Source organism: Aeromonas sp. QDB56, from assembly GCF_027705505.1.
GTDB lineage: Bacteria > Pseudomonadota > Gammaproteobacteria > Enterobacterales > Aeromonadaceae > Aeromonas > Aeromonas caviae.
This window is the reverse complement of sequence record NZ_JAPDBZ010000014.1, coordinates 18295-32624: the sequence shown is the minus strand read 5'-3', so window position 1 is coordinate 32624 and position 14330 is coordinate 18295. Positions and strand designations below refer to the sequence as shown.

At 64.2% G+C, this 14330-nt stretch carries 11 protein-coding genes and 2 pseudogenes; 6 read left to right on the top strand and 7 right to left on the bottom strand.

The window, feature by feature from the left end:
* The first annotated feature begins 9 nt into the window (after positions 1 to 9).
* Together OKB81_RS20780 and OKB81_RS04000 are read left to right on the top strand one after the other, a co-directional pair.
* Positions 10 to 347 (top strand): annotated as a pseudogene (locus tag OKB81_RS20780) (nuclear transport factor 2 family protein).
* 103 nt (positions 348 to 450) lie between these two features.
* Positions 451 to 1395: a bile acid:sodium symporter family protein gene (locus tag OKB81_RS04000; RefSeq protein WP_041211045.1), complete on the top strand. Its 945-nt coding sequence runs from the start codon at positions 451 to 453 to the stop codon at positions 1393 to 1395.
* 56 nt (positions 1396 to 1451) lie between these two features.
* Here OKB81_RS04000 and OKB81_RS03995 read toward each other — a convergent pair whose 3' ends face one another.
* Together OKB81_RS03995 and OKB81_RS03990 are read right to left on the bottom strand one after the other, a co-directional pair.
* Positions 1452 to 2363, bottom strand: coding sequence for a MarR family transcriptional regulator (locus tag OKB81_RS03995; RefSeq protein WP_160838844.1), 912 nt, complete (start codon positions 2361 to 2363; stop codon positions 1452 to 1454).
* A gap of 192 nt (positions 2364 to 2555) precedes the next feature.
* A complete protein-coding gene (locus OKB81_RS03990) occupies positions 2556 to 3593 on the bottom strand; it encodes an alkene reductase (RefSeq protein WP_039039415.1) in 1038 nt (345 codons plus the stop codon).
* Positions 3594 to 3760: 167 nt separating this feature from the next.
* Here OKB81_RS03990 and OKB81_RS03985 point away from each other — a divergent pair, with 167 nt between their 5' ends.
* Positions 3761 to 4327: a TetR/AcrR family transcriptional regulator gene (locus OKB81_RS03985; RefSeq protein WP_160838846.1), complete on the top strand. Its 567-nt coding sequence runs from the start codon at positions 3761 to 3763 to the stop codon at positions 4325 to 4327.
* Between the two features lie 328 nt (positions 4328 to 4655).
* Here the strand turns inward: OKB81_RS03985 and OKB81_RS03980 are convergent, their stop codons facing one another.
* Together OKB81_RS03980 and OKB81_RS03975 are read right to left on the bottom strand one after the other, a co-directional pair.
* Positions 4656 to 4991: an endonuclease domain-containing protein gene (locus OKB81_RS03980; RefSeq protein ID WP_160838848.1), complete on the bottom strand. Its 336-nt coding sequence runs from the start codon at positions 4989 to 4991 to the stop codon at positions 4656 to 4658.
* 461 nt (positions 4992 to 5452) lie between these two features.
* On the bottom strand, positions 5453 to 6364 hold the full coding sequence (locus OKB81_RS03975) for a LysR family transcriptional regulator (protein ID WP_128345618.1): 912 nt from the start codon (positions 6362 to 6364) through the stop codon (positions 5453 to 5455).
* Between the two features lie 145 nt (positions 6365 to 6509).
* Here OKB81_RS03975 and aguA point away from each other — a divergent pair, with 145 nt between their 5' ends.
* The 3 genes and pseudogenes from aguA to OKB81_RS20850 all read left to right on the top strand — a co-directional run.
* On the top strand, positions 6510 to 7607 hold the full coding sequence (gene aguA, locus OKB81_RS03970) for an agmatine deiminase (RefSeq protein ID WP_160838850.1): 1098 nt from the start codon (positions 6510 to 6512) through the stop codon (positions 7605 to 7607).
* 136 nt (positions 7608 to 7743) lie between these two features.
* Entirely contained in the window at positions 7744 to 9447 is a 1704-nt protein-coding gene (locus OKB81_RS03965) for an amidase (protein ID WP_160838852.1), read from the top strand.
* Positions 9448 to 9693: 246 nt separating this feature from the next.
* Positions 9694 to 9774, top strand: a pseudogene (locus OKB81_RS20850) (subclass B2 metallo-beta-lactamase); the annotation flags it as partial.
* 90 nt (positions 9775 to 9864) lie between these two features.
* Here the strand turns inward: OKB81_RS20850 and OKB81_RS03960 are convergent.
* The 3 genes from OKB81_RS03960 to OKB81_RS03950 all read right to left on the bottom strand — a co-directional run bounded on the left by OKB81_RS03960 (position 9865) and on the right by OKB81_RS03950 (position 14274).
* Entirely contained in the window at positions 9865 to 11208 is a 1344-nt protein-coding gene (locus OKB81_RS03960) for a ferric reductase-like transmembrane domain-containing protein (RefSeq protein WP_270805129.1), read from the bottom strand.
* 226 nt (positions 11209 to 11434) lie between these two features.
* Positions 11435 to 12697: a DEAD/DEAH box helicase gene (locus tag OKB81_RS03955; protein ID WP_160838974.1), complete on the bottom strand. Its 1263-nt coding sequence runs from the start codon at positions 12695 to 12697 to the stop codon at positions 11435 to 11437.
* A gap of 101 nt (positions 12698 to 12798) precedes the next feature.
* Positions 12799 to 14274 carry a GGDEF domain-containing protein gene (locus OKB81_RS03950; protein WP_160838972.1) on the bottom strand — a complete coding sequence of 492 codons (1476 nt, stop codon included), beginning with the start codon at positions 14272 to 14274 and terminating at the stop codon, positions 12799 to 12801.
* Between the last annotated feature and the right edge of the window lie 56 nt (positions 14275 to 14330).

The window sequence follows — 14330 nt, the reverse complement described above, 5'->3', positions numbered from 1 at the left end:
GAGAGAGGCATGTCCGTCACCCAACCCGTAGAGGCGCAGTTTGCCGCCTACAATGCCCACGATCTCGATGCCTTCGTGGCCTGCTTTGCCCCGGATTTCAAAGGCTATCGCATGCCGACCGAGACGCCGAGCACAGTCGGCAAGGGGCGCTGCGGGCCTTCTATGCACAGCACAGATTCAACAACCCGCTGCTCAAGGCCGAGCTGCTGTCACGCACCGTCTTGGGCAACAAGGTGTTCGATCACGAGAAGATCCACGGCCTCTCCCCCGAGCCCATCGAGAGCGTGGCGGTGTTCGAGGTGAAGGAGGGTCTTATCCAGACCGCCTGGTTCTATTTCCCTTCCTGAGCGCCGCTACACGGGCCTGCCGGCGACAAAGCTGGTATAAGAGAAAGTTCCCTGCGGGCATCCTCCGGTCAGCCCGCGTCTGGACAATAACAAGGAGTACATCATGCTTGGACGCATCACCCACCTCTTCCCGCTTTGGGCCCTGCTGTTTTCCCTGCTGGCCTACTGGCAGCCCGAGCCCTTCGTCGGCCTCAAGGGCCAGATAGTGCCGCTGCTGACCATCATCATGCTGGCCATGGGGCTGACCCTCAAACCCCAGAACTTCCTCGACGTGGTGCGCAACAAGAAGGCCATCGGCCTCGGGCTGGTATTGCAGTTCAGCGTGATGCCGCTGGCCGCCCTGCTGGTCAGCCTGTTGCTGGGCTTTGATGCCGAGCTGACCGTGGGCATGGTGCTGGTGGGCAGCGTCGCCGGTGGCACCTCTTCCAACGTGATGTGCTATCTGGCCAAGGGCGATGTCGCTCTCTCCATCACCATGACAGCTCTCTCCACCCTGCTCGGGGTGCTCGTCACCCCCCTGCTGGTGCAGTTGCTGGCTGGCAAGAGCGTCGACGTGCCGGTGCTGGACATGCTGCTGAGCCTGGTGAAGATAGTGCTGATCCCCGTGGTGTTCGGGGTGGTTGCCAATGTCTTCCTCCACTCCCTGACGGCACGTATCGAGCCCGTGCTGCCGCTCGTCTCCATGGCTGCCATCGTCATGATCATCGCCATCGTGGTCGCCCTCAACGCAGGGCAGTTCGCCAGCATCGGCCCCATCGTGGCGCTGGCGGTGATTCTGCACAACGGCATCGGCATTGCGGCGGGCTACTGGGTCAGTCGCTGGCTGGGCTTTGAGGAGCGGATCTGCCGCACCGTGGCCTTCGAAGTGGGGTTGCAGAATTCTGGCCTCGCCACGGCGCTGGCCATGAAATTCTTCACTCCCGCCTCGGCCATGGCTGGCACCCTCTTCTCGGTCTGGCACAACCTGTCCGGCTCTCTGCTGGCCGGGGTCTGGGCCAAGCGGCCGCTTTCCCGGCCTGCTGGGACCCTGGAGCAGCGCGCTGGCTGATCAGGGGGCGAAAGATGAAACAACAAGGGGCCATGGGCCCCTTGTTGTTGTTTGAGCTAGTCGAGCGCCAGCACCATGCAGATCTCGCAGGCATCGTGGCCCGTGCAGCCAAGGGGCCCCGGCAGGTGTTCGAAGCCCAGGGATTCATAGAGGGCGGTGGCTTCCCGCAGCACGGCGGTGGTCTCCAGATAGCAGCGCTGGTAACCCAGGGCGCGAGCCTCGGCCAGCGCCTGCAACACCAGCCGCCGTCCCAGCCCCAGCCCTCGCAGGGCGGGCAGGAAGTACATCTTCTGCAGCTCGCACACATCCGCTGCCCCCGCCAGCGGCGCTATGCCACCCCCGCCGAGAATGGCGCCGTCCGGTCCCTCAATCACCCAGTAGCGGCTGTGCTCCCCCTGATAGGTCTCGTGGAGAAAATCGAGGTTGGGATCCGCCACCCCGTACCCCTTGTCGGCGGTGAGGCCGTATTCGGCGGAGACGGCGCGCACCACGGCGGCGATCCGGGGATTGTCGGCCGGGGTGATGGGGCGGATGACGAATCCCTGCTGGCGGCGGGCGCGGGAGAGGGCGCTGCGATAGAGCCGCATGCCCTCCCAGATCTGCTCGCACTCGGCGGGGGAGAGCTGGGCCAGGGCCCCCGCCATGGTCTCGTCCATCTGCCGGTGCAGCTCCTCAAGCTGTGCCTTGCCCGGCTCGGTGAGGCTCGCCTCCTTGCTGCGCCCGTCCGAGGGGTGGGGTTGCCAGGCGATCAGCTCCCGCTCGGCGAGGCGGGCCAGGGGGCGGCTGGCGTTGGATTTGTCGATGCGAAGGCGCTCGGCAAGCTGCTGGTTGGTGGCGGGACCGTTCTCCAGCTCGATGAGCAGGTGGGCCTCCAGGGGGCTCAGGGCCAGCGAGCCGCACTGCTGGGAGAGCATACCGAGTTCGCGTACCAGTTCCCTCGACAGGGCACGCAGGGGGCGGGGATCCATGGGGTTGTCTCCTAGTGATGGTGTTTGGTTGTTGTACGCAACCAATAGCATCATTTGGTTGTTGGTGACAACCATTTGCGTGAAAAAGGGTGAAAGGCAGGCAGAAAAAAGGGCCCGGGAGGGGGCCCAAACATTGGAAACCCGCGCGGGGGCGCGGATCCCATCCTTGGTCAGGCAAGGCGCCGGCGAGGGTTAGACCAGCTCGGCCAGCATGGTGTCGGCATAGGGGGTCAGCGCCTCTCCCTGCTTCACCTTGGCGAGGTAGTCCGGGTTGGCGATGAGGGGGCGACCGATGGCGACGAGGTCGAAGCGGTCCGCCTCAATGGCCTCGAGCGCGGTCTCTGCGCTGTAGTTGCCCACTCCCACCAGGTGGCCGTCGTAGCGGGCACGCAGGTAGTCGGAGGCGCGGCCGTCCAGGTAGTCGAAGGTGAGGCTGTCATCGAAGATACCCAGGTGCAGATAGGCCAGAGTACGCTGGTTCAGCTCGGCCAGCAGGTGGTCGAACACGGCGCGATCCCGGGCATCCCCTTCCAGGTGCACATAGGCGCCGGGGGAGAGACGAAGGCCGGTGCGATCCCCGCCGATGCGGGCGGCGATGGCATCCACCACCTCGAGGGCGAAGCGGCTCATGTTCTCGGGGCTGCCGCCGTAGTTGTCGGTGCGCAGGTTGCTGGCGTGGTGCAGGAACTGATCGATGAGGTAGCCGTTGGCACCGTGGATCTCCACCCCGTCAAAGCCCGCCTCGATGGCGTTGGCGGCGGCCTGGGCGTAATCCTCGACCAGCTGGGCGATTTCGCTCCCGGTCAGGGCGCGGGGCACCTGATAGACCAGCTCGCGCATGCGCGGCACCGTGCCCTCATGGGCGACGGCGGAGGGGGCCAGCACTTCGGCGTGGTGGAAGAAGGGGTGGGAGAGACGGCCCACGTGCCACAGCTGGGCGAAGATCTTGCCGCCGTTGGCATGCACGGCGCTGGTCACTTTCTTCCAGCCGGCGATCTGTTCGGCGCTGTAGAGCCCAGGGGTATTGGGGTAGCCCTGCCCGTCCGGACGGATGATGGTGGCTTCGGAGATGATGAGGCCGATGTCGGCGCGGCGGCCGTAGTAGGCGGCCATCTGTTCGGTGGGCACCAGACCCGGGCCCGCCATGCAGCGGGTGAGGGGGGCCATCATGAAACGGTTCGCGAGGGTGAGGGTGTCGTTGAGGCGATAGGGCTGAAACAGGGTATTCATGATCGTCTGTCCTGAGGGAGTGGTTCTTGAACGGGCATTCAAGACGTTTTTTGGTTTGTGTGCAAGTATTTTTTGAGCAAGCATTCAACATGGATTGACGGGGGAGGCTGGGGTAAACTTGCCGCCCTGTTTTTTCCGTCCCGCGGGACCTTGCCACCGGAGACCCCATGCGCAGCGCCGAATACGATCGGGATGCCGTCTTGCGAAACGCCATGGAAGCCTTTCGCGCCAAAGGCTATGCCAAGACCACCATGCAGGAGCTGGTGGCCGCAACCGGCCTGCACCCGGGCAGCCTCTATGCCGCCTTTGGCAACAAGCGTGGCCTGCTGCTGGCGGCGGTCGATCACTATGTGGCAGAGAAGGGGGCCCTGCGCCGCCGCTGCCTGGCACAGCCCAGCCCGCTGGCGGGGCTGCACGCCTACCTCGAGCAGGTGGTGGACGATGCCCTGCAGGGCTCCTGCCTGCTGGTCCGCACCCTGATGGAGCTGGCAGAGCAGGACGAGGAGCTGCACCTTCGCTTCAAGGCCATCTATGGCGAGCTGGAACAGGATCTGGCCGGGCAGCTGGCCCTGGCAAAGGCGCAGGGAGAGCTGGCAAAAGAGGGGGACATCCCCACCCTGACCGCCTTCTTGCAGGTCCATATCCAGGGACTGGTCACCTTCGCCCAGTGCCACCCCGACCGCCCTCTGCTGGCCGGTGTCGTCGCCCGGATGATGAGCGCCCTGCGGGCGTGATGGCGAGGATGGAAACAACAAAGGCTCCCGCGGGAGCCTTTGTTGTTGCTGGGAATGCCCCTCGCAGCAGGGGTTTTGCCCCCTTCTCCCCTTGCGGGAGCCATGGTTGTTTCTGGGGGAGGTCGCACGCCGCTTGGTTGTTTGTTCCCTTCTCCCCTTGCGGGAGCCATGGCTGTTTCTGGGTGAGGCCACACGCCGCTGGGTTGTTTGTTCCCTTCTCCCCTTGCGGGAGCCATGGTTGTTGCTGGGGATGCCACACGCCGCTGGGTTGTTTGCTCCCTTCTCCCCTTGCGGGAGAAGGGTTGGGGATGAGGGGGAGGGCTCGTGCTCAGCGCAAAGAGAGCAAAAGAAGTTCCAGTACGGCCTCCATCCGACTCAATACATCGTTATTCCACACCCGGATCACCCGAAAGCCCTGCTGATTGAGGTAGGCCGTTCTTGCGCCATCATGTTGCCGTCCGGCCGGTTCGTTGTGCTGTGACCCGTCTACCTCGATGATCAACTTCTGCTCAAGCGAGATGAAATCGACAATGTAGGGCCCGATGGGCATCTGGCGACGGAATTTCACCCCGGCCAGACGGCAGTCGCGCAATTGCAGCCACAGTTTCTGTTCGGCAAGGGTGGCTTCTCGCCTCATGCGCCTGGCAAATGGGTGGGTTCTCATGGTGCCTATCCAGAGCTGTTTGACCCTATTAGATATAGCCATTCCCCGGTCTGGTGACTGAGTGGGTGGCGTCCCCTCACCCTGGCCCTCTCCCAGAGGGAGAGGGGACAGATCGAGTGACAGTTGTCATTTTGTTGGTCATCTCGGGGCCATCGTGGTGTGACATTGAACTGATGAACTGATGAACTGATGAACTGATGAACTGATGAACTGATGAACTGATGAATCGATAGGTCGATGTGCTGGTGGGATGTATTTCGCCCTAGCAGATAGGTTGTTTGCGATGCTGCCAGTGGCGCAGATCCGCTCCCTTCTCCCCTTGCGGGAGAAGGGTTGGGGATGAGGGGGGGAGTCACACGCCGTCGGGTTATTCAGGAGTCACCAGCTCTTTCATCAGATGCTTGAGCCACACCTGGGCCGGCTGCTGCGCATGCTGCTTTGGTATGCCAGATGCTGCGGGTTTACGCGGGGCTGACCAGATCCTTCATCAAGGCCTTCAACCAGATCAACGCCGGTTGCTGGGCGTGGACCGGGTGCCAGACGCAGTTGAGGTGATAGTCCGGCACGTCGTCCGGCAGGGGCAGGCTTTTCAGCGGCCAGTGGCTGGCGAGCAGCTCCGCCACCATGCTGGGCAGCACCAGCAGGTGATCGCTCTGGCTCACGATGGCGGCGGCGGACATATAGCTCTGGCTGTTGACCGAGATGGTGCGGCTATGGCCCAGGCTCTGCAAATAGCGGTCGAGGCTCGCTTCCGAGGTGCCGAGCGGTGAGTGGAACACATGGGGCATCTCGATTAGCTGGTCGAGGGTGATGCGCTCCTCCTCCAGCTCCAGGGTGGCGCGCACCAGCCCGGCCAGGGGTTCGGTGAGCCAGGTCTCCTTGCCCAGATACCCCGGCACCTGCATGTACTCGTCAAACCCCAGCACCAGGTCGATTTCGCCGCTCGCCAGCTCGGCTTCGGGCAGGGTATCGCGCAGGATGCGGATCTCGATGGTGACGCCCGGCGCCAGCTTCCTGAGGCGCTGGATAAGGGGCGGGATCAGCACGCACTCCACGTAATCCGTGGTGCAGAGCACGAAGCGGCGCTTCGACTGGCGCGGCGCGAACTCGTCCTCCTCCCAGAGCTGCTGCTCCAGCAGCCGCAGCGCCTGCTGCACCCCCAGATGCAGGCGCTGGGCCCGGGGAGTCGGCAACATCCCCTGGGGCGTGCGCACCAGCAGCGGGTCGCCGAGAAAGGCCCGCAACCGGCCGAGGGAGTGGCTCATGGCGGGCTGGCTGATAAAGAGTGACTCGGCGGCGCGGGTCACGCTCCCTTGCGTCATCAGAGCGTCAAAGGCGAGCAGCAGATTGAGGTCGAGCTGGTGCAGTTTCATGGGGGGATTATTCGCCGTGTTTATGGGACAATTAATCCTATTCATTTGATGGATGGGCGCGCAACTTCTTACACTGCGACCCACTCTTATTTTTTCAGGGTTCCCAGGCAAATCGGGGGCCTCAATCCATGCAAGGAGCCTTGCGATGAGCATCAAGACCATGAATTCCACGCCGGCCGCCGACGGCTTCACCATGCCCGCCGAGTGGGCTCACCAGCAGGCCGTCTGGATGATCTGGCCGTTCCGCCCGGACAACTGGCGGGAAGCCGGTCGCTTCGCCCAGGCCACCTTCGCCAAGGTGGCGGATGCCATCGGTGGCGCGACGCCGGTCTTTATGGGGGTGCCGGCCCAGTTTATGGAGCAGGCCCGTGGCATCATGCCCGCCCACGTTACCCTGGTGGAGATGGCCAGCGATGACTGCTGGGCCCGCGACACAGGCCCCACCGTGGTCACCAACGCCGCAGGCGAGTGCCGCGGGGTGGACTGGGGCTTCAACGCCTGGGGCGGCCACAAGGGTGGTCTCTACTACCCGTGGAACCAGGATGAAGAGGTCGCTGCCCGGATGCTGGAACAGCACGGCATGGATCGTTACGACGCACCGCTCATTCTGGAAGGGGGCTCCATCCATGTGGATGGCGAAGGCACCTGCCTGACCACCGCCGAGTGCCTGCTCAACGAAAACCGCAACCCGCACCTGACCAAAGAGCAGATCGAAGCTTACCTGCGCGACTATCTGGGCGTCACCAGCTTTATCTGGCTGGACGAAGGCGTCTACATGGATGAAACCGACGGCCACATCGACAACATGTGCTGCTTCGTGCGCCCGGGTGAAGTGGCCCTGCACTGGACCGACGACGAGAACGATCCCCAGTACGCCCGCTCCCTGGCTGCCCTCAAGGTGCTGGAAGCGGCGGTGGATGCCAAGGGTCGCAAGCTGAAAGTGTGGAAGCTGCCCCAGCCGGGCCCGCTCTACTGCACAGAGGAGGAGTCCGCCGGCGTCGAGAGCGGCAGCGGTGTGCCGCGCGAGGCAGAAGGCCGTCTGGCCGGTTCCTACGTGAACTTCCTCATCACCAACGATCGCATCGTCTACCCGCTGCTGGATGCCGCCACCGACGGCGAAGCCCAGCGCATTCTGGAAGAGATCTTCCCGGAGCATAAGGTCGTCGGCGTGCCGGCCCGGGAGATCCTGCTGGGGGGTGGCAATATCCACTGCATTACTCAGCAGATCCCCTCCGGCAAATAAGAACCTGTTCCAAGCCAGCCGAGGTTGGTATTCAAAACCCCACTCAGTGGGGTTTTATCCCTTGATGACGTGATGGTCGCAGGCGCCGATGCGGCGATCATCATGACAAACAGTCACCCTTTTACAGGAGATCCCCATGATCGAAGTGACCGAGGTTTCCATTGCCGAGCTGCGCGATGCGCTCGAATCAGGCCGCACCACCGCGGTCGAACTGGTCGAGGCCTATCAGGCCCGGATCGCCGCCTATGACGGCCCCGAGACAGCAACCCGCCTCAATGCCGTCGTGGTGCCCAACCCCGATGCCCTGAAAGAGGCCGAGGCTTCCGATGCGCGCCGCGCCCGTGGGGAAACCCTGGGGCCGCTCGACGGCATCCCCTACACCGCCAAGGACAGCTATCTGGTCAAGGGGCTGACCGCCGCCTCCGGCAGCCCGGCCTTCAAGGATCTGGTGGCCCAGCGCGATGCCTTTACCGTCGAGCGCCTGCGCGCCGCCGGCGCCATCTGCCTTGGCAAGACCAATATGCCGCCGATGGCCAATGGCGGCATGCAGCGCGGCGTCTATGGCCGTGCCGAGAGCCCCTACAACGCCGACTACCTGACCGCGCCCTTTGCCTCGGGCTCCTCCAACGGGGCCGGTACTGCCACCGCCGCGAGCTTCGCCGCCTTCGGCCTTGCCGAAGAGACCTGGTCGAGCGGCCGTGGCCCTGCGTCCAACAACGGCCTGTGTGCCTATACCCCGTCCCGGGGCGTGATTTCGGTGCGCGGCAACTGGCCCCTGACCCCGACCATGGACGTCGTCGTGCCCTATGCCCGCACCATGGCCGATCTGCTGGAAGTGCTGGATGTGGTGGTCGCCGACGATGCCGAGACTCGTGGTGATCTCTGGCGTATGCAGCCCTGGGTCAAGCTGCCCAAAGCCTCCGAAGTGCGTCCGGCTTCCTATCTGGAACTGGCTGCCAAGGCCGATGCCCTCAAGGGCAAGCGCCTCGGCGTGCCGCGCATGTTTATCAACAAGGATGAACTGGCGGGCACCAGCGACAATCCCGGCATCGGCGGCCCGACCGGTCAGCGCATCCATACCCGTCCGTCCGTGATTGCCCTCTGGGAAGAGGCGCGCAAGGCGCTGGAAGCCGCGGGCGCCGAGGTCATCGAAGTGGACTTCCCGCTGGTCTCCAACTGCGAAGGGGACAGACCCGGCGCGCCGACCGTGTTCAATCGCGGTATCGTGAGCCCGGAGTTTCTCAACGACGAGCTGTGGGAGCTCTCCGGCTGGGCGTTCGACGACTTCCTGCGCGCCAATGGCGATCCCAAGCTCAATAAGCTCGCCGATGTGGATGGCCCCCAGATCTTCCCCCACGATCCGGGTACCTTGCCGAACCGCGAGGGCGATCTGGCTGCGGGCATGGACGAGTACGTCAAGATGGCCAAGCGCGGTCTCAAGCGTTTCGACGAGATTGCCTCTGTGCCAGACGGCCTGCGTGGGCTGGAGCAGACCCGCAAGCTGGACCTGGAAGACTGGATGGACGGGCTCAAGCTCGACGCCGTGCTGTTCCCCACCGTCGCCGACGTCGCCCCGGCTGATGCGGATGTGAATCCGGCCTCCGCCGATATCGCCTGGAGCAACGGCATCTGGGTTGCCAACGGCAACCTCGCCATTCGCCATCTTGGCGTACCGACCGTCACCGTCCCCATGGGCGTCATGGCCGATATCGGCATGCCGGTGGGGCTGACCTTCGCCGGCCGCGCCTATGACGACAACAACCTGCTGCGCGTCGCCTCGGCCTTCGAGTCCACCGGCAGCAAGCGCCAGGTGCCGCCGCGGACGCCGCCGTTGGGGTGATTGCGGTTTGGTATAAATAATCTCGTCTTGCTCTGAGATAAAATTAAAAACCACCTGTCTTGGCAGGTGGTTTTATTTAAGGAAAGTGCGAACAAGTATCCCACGAACAAAAAATGAAAATTTTAGTCATTTAATATCAATGGGTTACCAGTAAATGCTCTTGTGCCATATGACTTATTCGCACCTTCCATAAATGGGCCCGGCTTGCCACAGGGTGGCGAGGGCCAACGAGAGGGGAGCAAGACGATGAAATCCTGGATCAAATACGGGTTGGCCGGGGCCTTGATACTGGTGGCGAGCTTCTGGGGCGGCAGCGTGCGGGCGGCGGGGGCGTGGCCCGCTCAAGGGGGCCCGTGCCCGCCTGTCTCCCAGTTTCCCTAATATCAGGCCAATGACTGAACGCGCCGGGCTGATCTGTCAACGGAAGCGGAACAGCTCCCGGTGCAGCGGGGCGGCCAGATGGGCATCCAGGGTCTGGGCCATGGGTTCGGGGCCGCAGAACCACACCGGGGTGTGCTGGCGTTTGCCCAGGGCGGCGAGATCCAGTCGGCCGCGCTCGGATTCCAGGTGCAATTGGTACTCGACCCCGGCCCGGCGGCACAGCTCGGCCAGCCGACTGTGATAGGGGGCGGCCTCGGCGGTGGGGGCGCATTGCAGCAAGGTGGTGCCCGGGCGAGTCTCGCCACGGCGTACCAGGGCCTCCAGCCAGGCGACGAAGGGGGTGATGCCGATACCGGCGCCCACCCAGAGCGCGGGGGCCGGATCCGGCAGGGCGAAGGCGCCATAGGGGCCGGTCACGATCACCGCATTCCCCACCTTGAGGTGGCGGTGCAGCCAGCGGGTGTGATCCCCGAGGGCGCGTACCGCCAGGGTGAGGGTGCGGCAGTCTGCCGAGACATCGACCAGGGTGTAGGGGTGGGGCTCGCCGCGCCCGGCAAAGTCGAAGAAGGCGAACTGCCCCGGGCGGTAGCCAGTAATGGGAGAGGCCAGGGTGACCCTGATCTCCAGGGTGCACTCGTCCAGAGGGGTGAGGGCGCTGACTGCCCCTTGGCGGCGTGCGTCCCGTCCCACCCGGCCAAACAGGGAGTAGAGCGCCCCCAGAGCCCCCAGCCCGCCGCCGATAAGCAGGGTCAGGCCGACCGGGGTCAGGGCGCCGATGCGCGGCAGCAGGCAGAGCCCGTGCAGCCAGCCCATCAGATAGATGACCGGAGCCAGCCGGTGAACCACCTTGAAGCGCTCGTAGCGCACCACCGCCAGCAGGCTTACCACCACCAGCGCCAGCAGCAGATAGAAACTCCATTCCCCCAGGGTATTGCCGAGTTCGTGCCACAGGGCATCGTTACCAGCACCAGCACCAGCACCAGCACCAGCACCAGCACCAGCACCAGCACCAGCACCAGCACCAGCACCGCGGCGCGCCGGCCGGGTCAGCCAGTCGGCGGCGACAGCCCACTTGGGGGCTTCCACCAGCAGCCAGTGGGCCACCAGGGTGCCGGTGGCCCAGAGGGCGCTGCTGCGGTGCAGGTGCAACATGCGATCCAGCCCGCCGCACCAGGCTTCGAGCCTGGGCAGGCGCAGGGCGAGCAGCAAAGAGAGGGTCATGGCGCCAAGGCCAATCAGACCGGTCAGGATCAGCAGTTCGTGGCGCCAGGGCCAGAGACCGGCGGGCCACTGGGTGAGGCCAGCGAGCCAGAGCAGGGTGAGGGTCAGGGGCAGGGCCCAGACGAGGGATGCGGGTTTCATGATGTCCTCCTTGTCCATGCCTCCATTGCACGCCTGCTTTGTGGCGAAAGTGTGCCCCCTGACTACCTCTTTTGTAGCAGAGTGTGGCAAAGGGTCGCCGGGTCAGGGCAAGCGGACTGAGGAGGAGGGCGTTGAGAAAAACAAGGGGGAGAGGCAGGAAAGCGGTTGGCGTCACCCCACAGGCCAGGGTCTGGAGAGTGGTGATGCTGGGGCAGGCGCATGGCTGTCCCAGCAAACAGTCGTGTCAGGATGTTCGTCCCTTGCCGCCCTTGCCGCCCTTGTTGCCCGCGAGGGCCTGCTTTCTGGCCTTCTGCTTCTGGGCGCCCTTGCTGGCGCGGCGCGGCTCGGGGTCGAAGCGGGTGAGATCCGGTTCAAAGCCCGGGAACCACTGCTGGGGCAAGCGGGTATCGAGCACAGCTTCGACTTTTTCCAGCAGGGGGGCGTCTTCCGGGCTGAACAGGGTGATAGCGAGCCCCTTGTTGCCGGCGCGGCCGGTGCGCCCGATGCGGTGGACGTAATCCTCGGGCTGATGGGGGAACTCCAGATTGATCACATGGTTGAGATCGCTGATATCGAGGCCGCGAGCCGCCACGTCGGTGGCCACCAGCGCCTGCAAGGTGCCGGCGCGAAACGCCAGCAGCACGTTTTCCCGCGCGCTCTGTGACAGATCTCCGTGGAAGGCCAGCGCATTGATGCCCCCCTTGCCAAGCTGCTGGGCCAATTTGTCGGCCCCCTGGCGAGTGCGGCTGAAGATCAGCGCCGGTGCCCAGCCCTTCACGGTCAGCATGTGTTGGACCAGTGCCACCTTGCGATCGCTGTCCACCGCATAGACCCGCTGCTCCACCTCGGCCGCCGTGGTGTTGCGCGGTGCCATTTCCACCAGCGCCGGGTCGCGCAGCAGCACCTTGCAGAGGGCAAAGAGGTTGTCGTCGCAGGTGGCCGAAAACAGCAGGGTCTGGCGATCCGCCGGGATTTGCTTCAGTAGCGCCTTGATCTCGTCCATAAAGCCCATGTCGAGCATCCGGTCCGCCTCGTCAAACACCAGATGACGCAGTTCGGCCAGCGTGAGCGCCCCCTGGCGCAGGTGATCGAGCAGGCGGCCCGGGGTGGCGATGAGGATATCCACCCCGGCGTTCAGCGCCTCCACCTGTGCGGCGATGCTCACCCCGCCGTAGACCAGCGTGCTGGTGAGGTCGGTGCCTCTGGCGTAGCGTGTGACGCTCTCGGCAACCTGCACCGCCAGCTCGCGGGTCGGCACCAGCACCAGGGCGCGAATGGGGCGAGGGCCATCGCTCGTCGGGTGTTGCAGCAACTGCTCCAGCAGCGGCAGCACGAAGGCGGCGGTCTTGCCGGTGCCGGTCTGGGCACCCGCCATCAGATCCCGCCCCGCGAGGATCAGGGGGATGGCGCTGGCCTGCACCGGGGTGGGGGCGGCGTAGCCGAGCTCGGTCAGGGTTTGCTGCAAGCGGGGGGAGAGGGCCAGTTCGGCGAAGGAGGCAATGGACATAGGGCACCAGTATGGGGTTATCCCGCCCCGTGGCCGGGACGGAAACAATCAGCGTGGCGGGATGGTAACAGATAGCAGGGGAGCGGCAGAAGCCGGGGCGCTCAGGGGGATGAATCGGCGCCCGGATCGCGGACAAGGCGGATGGTCTGCCCCTGGTAATAGGCGATATTGCGCTTGCCGTGCTGCTTGACGTGATAGAGCAGGTCGTCGGCCAGTTGCACCGCCTCGGCCACCGTCAGGTAATCGCGAATGCGGGTCACTCCGGCGGAGAAGGTGATGGGGGCGGGCAGCTCGGGGATGCGCAATGGCCGCTCCAGCAGGCGGGCGGCGGAGTGATGCATCATGTTGTCATCGTCCATCCCCTTGAACAGCACGATGAACTCTTCCCCGCCCCAGCGAATGGCGACATCGCCCTTGCGGATATTGGTCTTGAGGTGATTGGCGAAGGCGACGAGCGCCAGGTCACCCACCCCGTGACCATGGGTGTCGTTGACGGACTTGAAGTTGTCGATGTCGAGGATCATCAGGTAGTCGTGCTCCTGCAGCAGCGCCTCGTTCAGGATGTCACGGCGCGGCAGTCGGGTCAGGTGGTCGGTCTGGGCCAGGGTGCGCAGGCGGGTAACCAGGCTGCGCCCCGTCAGCATGATCAGCAGCAGGATGATGAGATAGAGCTTGAAGGCCGCCCCGTAGAGCACGGACCGGATGAAATCGCCGTAACTGTATGACCACTTGAGGTAGAGGTCGCTACCCGCCTTGGTGCGCATCAGCGGCGTACTCAGGCAGAGGTGGAACGGACGGCAGGGCTCGACCTCTTCGAAGGAGAGGACGGTCCGGGTCGGATTGAGGCTCTCGAAGGGGTGTAGCACCTCCTTGAACGCCCGGTCGACGGCGATGTCGATGCCCTTGAGTCCATAGCGGTAGTCCTTGATGGCGGGCTCGTAATAGACGAAGGGGAAGTAGAGGGTGATGGTATTCAGTCCGGTGAAGGTGTCGGTGTAGATCTCGGATACCCAGGTTTCATCCGTGCTGCAGGGGACATGGGTGGCCGCGAAAAAGGCGCAGCCGAAATAGTGGGTCCAGGGCTCGATGTCATTGAGGTCGGTGTTGATGGGCAACAACTGGCTCGGCAGCATCCCCTTGCTGGCGACCATGCCAAGCATGCGGCGATCATCATAGAAGGCGTAGAGGTTGAGGACCTCGGGGTTGGAGATGACGTACTGGTAGGCGAGGAGCATCTGGTTGGCCGGGGGCAACACGGGAATGACCGCCAGGCGCTTCAGGGTGGGGAGATCATAGCCATAGGCATAGGCCGTCGCATCCCCGTTCTCGCTGAAGATGGGCATCTTGATGCTGCTGTTGTCGATGAAGGCGGCCAGTTTCTCTGGCGCCAGGATGCGAGCCCGCTGATAGAACACCTCGAACAGGTTGGGCTGCTTGGCGGTGATGAGCGCCATGTCGTGCCTGATGACGAAGTAGGTGTAGTTGCACACCAATCCGAGCCCCATCAGGGCCAGGCAGAGCCAGCCAAGCCGGGTGAGCCATCGACGGGGGAGGAAACGCAGCAGTGAGGCGGCCATGGCGTGAACGCTCCCGTGGTGACAGAGGCCTTTTTTGTAACTGATTTTGCCGGGCA

Bases quoted from the DNA above. Each gene is read 5' to 3' on its own strand.
- OKB81_RS03990 (WP_039039415.1), bottom strand. From the start codon at position 3,593: ATGAATACCCTGTTTCAGCCCTATCGCCTCAACGACACCCTCACCCTC.
- OKB81_RS03975 (WP_128345618.1), bottom strand. From the start codon at position 6,364: ATGAAACTGCACCAGCTCGACCTCAATCTGCTGCTCGCCTTTGACGCT.
- aguA (WP_160838850.1), top strand. From the start codon at position 6,510: ATGAGCATCAAGACCATGAATTCCACGCCGGCCGCCGACGGCTTCACC.
- OKB81_RS03985 (WP_160838846.1), top strand. From the start codon at position 3,761: ATGCGCAGCGCCGAATACGATCGGGATGCCGTCTTGCGAAACGCCATG.
- OKB81_RS03965 (WP_160838852.1), top strand. From the start codon at position 7,744: ATGATCGAAGTGACCGAGGTTTCCATTGCCGAGCTGCGCGATGCGCTC.
- OKB81_RS03955 (WP_160838974.1), bottom strand. From the start codon at position 12,697: ATGTCCATTGCCTCCTTCGCCGAACTGGCCCTCTCCCCCCGCTTGCAG.
- OKB81_RS03960 (WP_270805129.1), bottom strand. From the start codon at position 11,208: ATGGACAAGGAGGACATCATGAAACCCGCATCCCTCGTCTGGGCCCTG.
- OKB81_RS03980 (WP_160838848.1), bottom strand. From the start codon at position 4,991: ATGAGAACCCACCCATTTGCCAGGCGCATGAGGCGAGAAGCCACCCTT.
- OKB81_RS04000 (WP_041211045.1), top strand. From the start codon at position 451: ATGCTTGGACGCATCACCCACCTCTTCCCGCTTTGGGCCCTGCTGTTT.
- OKB81_RS03950 (WP_160838972.1), bottom strand. From the start codon at position 14,274: ATGGCCGCCTCACTGCTGCGTTTCCTCCCCCGTCGATGGCTCACCCGG.
- OKB81_RS03995 (WP_160838844.1), bottom strand. From the start codon at position 2,363: ATGGATCCCCGCCCCCTGCGTGCCCTGTCGAGGGAACTGGTACGCGAA.